We start from the raw sequence: 4,157 nt of genomic DNA on the forward strand, positions 1-4,157 counted from the left end.
AATCTTCACCCTATGCTAAAAATCTTTGGCTTGTTCGCATGCGGGATTCAAGAGGTGCAGAAAGTTGGTATCTTGCCAATTTAAATACAGAACAGAAAGAAGAAGCAATAACAACTGTACTGGAAGGTTATGGCTGGCGTTGGCGCATAGAGGAAGTTCATAGACAAATAAAACAAGATTTTAGATTAGAAAAGCTTTCACTTCGTCGCTACAATAGTTTGAAAAATTTTATCATTATTTTTTGGGTTATGATGAATTTTGTATATCAATATCTTTATGACAAAGGATATCAGATAATATTAGCATGTTCAGAACCGCTGCTTTATCGGGGTAAAATATCAGAACTCAATGGATTTGTATATTACAAATTGACCTATGCATTGCGTCTTTTGTTATTAAAAACATCATGCAGAGATAAACATTCAATTGTTAAAAAAACAGAGAATCAATTAACACTCCAATTTATATGAAAAAAACGGGGGGTACCCTGATTTAGTATTCATTACTTGATTAATGATTATTTTTTTTGTAGCTTGTACGATAAATTAAGAACCGTAACAGGGGAGAGTATGATTAAAAGAAAGCTGATAATTGAGAATAAGTACGGACTTCATGCCAGGCCGGCAGCTCAATTTGTTCAGATTGCATCTCAATACGACGCTGATATTAAAATCAAAAAAGATAATATCGAAGTTAACGGCAAAAGTATAATGGGGATTTTAATGCTTGCGGTGGAAAAGGGGAGTGAAGTGGAATTAAGCGTTAATGGCAAGAATGAAGAAGATGCAATAGAGGCTCTTTCCGAATTCCTTAAAAATACACAAGATTAAAAAAGGCCTTTTATTATGGAAAAAGTATTTGATCATTTTGACCCGATGGGAATGGGTGATAAAATAAGAGAATTTGGAGATCAAATCCTGAAGGGATGGGATATAGGGGAGAACAGCGGATCAATACCCGCCGGGATTGATAATATCATATTCAGCGGTATGGGAGGGTCTGCAATAGCCGGAGATGTAATCACTTCTTTTTTCTCCGAATCATTATCTGTCCCCTTTTATGTAAACAGAGGATATGATATACCTTTATTTGCATCATCGAAATCACTTTTTATAGCCTCCAGTTATTCCGGCAATACAGAAGAGACTATCTCTGCTTTTAAATCTGCAGAAAACAAGGGGACAAAAATTATTGCGATAACTTCCGGCGGTACTGTTGCGGAATACGCCGGAGAAAAGGGATATCCCTTATTTGTAATGCCGGGCGGTTATCCTCCGAGATCCGCTCTTGGGTTTCCCCTTGGTATACTTATGAACATTTTAAGCAGGGCGGGAATCATTTCCGTATCGTTTAACGATTTAAAGCAGGCAGTCCTGTTCATAAAGGAAGAGCAGGAATATCTCGGTAATCCTGAAGGCAGGTGTGCTTCTCTTGCAGAATCTTTATGCGGAACCCTTCCTTTTGTATACGGGGCAAGCCATGGCACTGATGTGATTGCATTAAGATGGAAAGCACAGTTTAATGAAAACAGTAAAATTCATGCAGTCTGGGGTGTATTCTCAGAGATGAACCATAATGAGATTATGGGCTGGGCAAGGCACGAAAAAACAGGCGGATTTTTTGATTCTGTATCTGCAATACTGCTAAAACTGACTGATGACCATTCAAGAATAAAAATCCGGATGGACGTAACAAAAAGAATAATTTCCGAACAGGGAATAAATGTATTTGAGATAGAAGCTAAGGGCAAATCAAAACTTGCAAGGCTGCTTTATTTGATCTCTTTCGGAGACTGGACGAGTTATTATCTTGCATATTTTAACGGAGTTGATCCGACTGAAATACCTACAATAAATGTATTAAAAGAAGAATTGTATAGAGTAAAATAAAAATATTTAATTGAGGAGAATGGAAATGTCAATTCACTATTTTTCTTCGGAGTCGGTTACAGAAGGCCACCCTGATAAGATGTGTGACCAGATATCAGATGCAGTGCTTGATGCTGCTTTTACTGATGACAAAAACAGCAGAGTGGCATGTGAAACTTATGTAACAACAGGAATGGTTTTAATCGGCGGCGAAATTACTACGGAAACATATATTGATGTCCCGGGTGTTGTAAGAGACGTTATCAGAGAAATCGGGTATACTAACCCGAATTATGGTTTTGATTTCAAAGGCTGTGCAATACTGAACACAATACAGGAGCAGTCTCCTGACATAGCACTTGGTGTTGACCGCGAAGGAGCAGGAGATCAGGGCCTGATGTTCGGTTTTGCGACAAAGGAGACAGAAGAGCTAATGCCTCTTCCGATTATGCTTGCTCATAAACTTACAATGAAATTGACTCAGGTAAGAAAAGACGGGATTATCCCGTATCTCCGTCCTGACGGCAAGAGTCAGGTTACAGTGAAATATGACGGTAAAAAACCTGTTTCTATTTCAACAGTTGTCATATCAGCACAGCACGATCCTGACCCTACAATAGATCAGATAAGAGCGGATATTATTGAAAAAGTTATCAAACCAGTGATTCCCAGGGAACTTCTCAACGAAGACGAAATCCAGTACCTTATCAACCCGACCGGCAGATTTGTGATTGGAGGCCCTCATGGTGATACAGGATTAACAGGAAGAAAAATAATTGTTGATACTTATGGCGGTTACGGCAGTCACGGAGGAGGAGCATTTTCAGGCAAGGATCCGACAAAGGTTGACAGATCCGCCTCCTATGCGGCAAGATGGATTGCTAAAAATATTGTGGGTGCAGACCTTGCAGATGAATGCGGGATTGAACTTGCGTACGCAATTGGAGTAAAAGAACCTGTATCAATATTTGTCAATACATTCGGCACAGGTAAAGTCGCTGACGAAGAACTTTCCAAGAGAGTTGAAAAGGTATTTGATTTGACTCCTGCCGGAATAATTGAAGTTCTTGATCTAAGGCGTCCTATTTTCCGTAAGACTGCTGCATACGGGCACTTCGGAAGGCAGGAACCTGAATTTACATGGGAAAAACTTAACAGAAAAGATGAACTTTTGAAGTCTTAAAGGAGAATTGATGAAATACGATATAAGTGATATAAATCTTGCCGAAAAGGGTAAGAGGAGAATAGAGTGGGCAGAACACGATATGCCTGTACTTGGTATGATTCGCGAGAGGTACCTGAAAGAGAAACCTTTTAAAGGTATGAGGATGTCGTGCTGTCTCCATGTAACAGCTGAGACGGCCAATCTTGTAAGAACCCTTAAAGCTGGTGGTGCTGACGTTCTTCTTGTAGCATCAAATCCGCTTTCCACTCAGGATGATGTTGCTGCTGCACTTGTAAAAGAGTATGATATTCCTGTTTTTGCAAAGCGTGCTGAAGATAAAGATACTTACTATGATCATATAAGAACTGCAATTGAACATCACCCGAATGTAACAATGGATGACGGTGCTGATCTTGTATCCACTATTCATTTTGAGCATGCTGAACAGGCAGAAGAGATTATGGGAAGTATGGAAGAGACAACAACAGGAGTTATCAGACTGCGGGCAATGGAGCATGACGGTGCTTTAAAAATTCCCGTAGCAGCGGTGAATGATGCTAAAACAAAAAATCTGTTTGATAACAGATACGGTACAGGTCAGTCTACAGTTGATGGCATTATACGTGCTACGGATATTCTTCTTGCAGGAAAGAACGTAGTGGTTGCGGGATACGGCTGGTGCGGTAGAGGTTTCGCACAGAGATGCAAGGGTATGGGCTCTAATGTGATTGTTACGGAAGTTGATCCTATCAAGGGAATTGAAGCTGCAATGGATGGATTCAGAGTTATGCCTATGGCTGAAGCTGCAAAAATAGGAGACCTTTTCTGCACATTAACAGGTGATATTCATGTTATCAGAAAAGAACACTTTGAAGTAATGAAAGATGGTGCTATAGTTGCAAATTCAGGGCATTTTAATGTCGAAATAGATACGGATGCTTTAAAGAGCCTTGCTAAAGATGTGAAAAATGTACGTAACCATGTGGACGGTTATATTCTTGAAAACGGACGTACGGTTTATCTTCTCGCAGAAGGGCGGCTCATCAATCTGGCAGCAGCAGAAGGGCATCCAGCAAGTGTGATGGACATGAGTTTTTCAACTCAGGCATTGATGGCAGAGTGGG

Annotated in this window: 5 protein-coding genes; all 5 read left to right on the top strand. The window is 40.0% G+C overall.

Translation table 11 applies throughout. The features are described 5' to 3' along the window. A partial coding sequence (locus J7K93_00195; protein ID MCD6115409.1) for a transposase occupies positions 1-470 on the top strand: 470 nt, incomplete at its 5' end. A gap of 99 nt (positions 471-569) precedes the next feature. Then, a complete protein-coding gene (locus J7K93_00200; protein MCD6115410.1) occupies positions 570-830 on the top strand; it encodes an HPr family phosphocarrier protein in 261 nt (86 codons plus the stop codon). A gap of 15 nt (positions 831-845) precedes the next feature. Continuing rightward, on the top strand, positions 846-1,889 hold the full coding sequence (locus J7K93_00205) for a bifunctional phosphoglucose/phosphomannose isomerase (protein ID MCD6115411.1): 1,044 nt from the start codon (positions 846-848) through the stop codon (positions 1,887-1,889). Between the two features lie 19 nt (positions 1,890-1,908). Then, entirely contained in the window at positions 1,909-3,051 is a 1,143-nt protein-coding gene (gene metK, locus J7K93_00210) for a methionine adenosyltransferase (GenBank protein ID MCD6115412.1), read from the top strand. A gap of 10 nt (positions 3,052-3,061) precedes the next feature. Further along, positions 3,062-4,157, top strand: a 1,096-nt coding sequence (locus J7K93_00215) for an adenosylhomocysteinase (protein ID MCD6115413.1), incomplete at its 3' end; no start/stop codon positions are given.

Source organism: bacterium, assembly GCA_021158245.1.
Lineage (GTDB): Bacteria > Zhuqueibacterota > QNDG01 > QNDG01 > QNDG01 > QNDG01.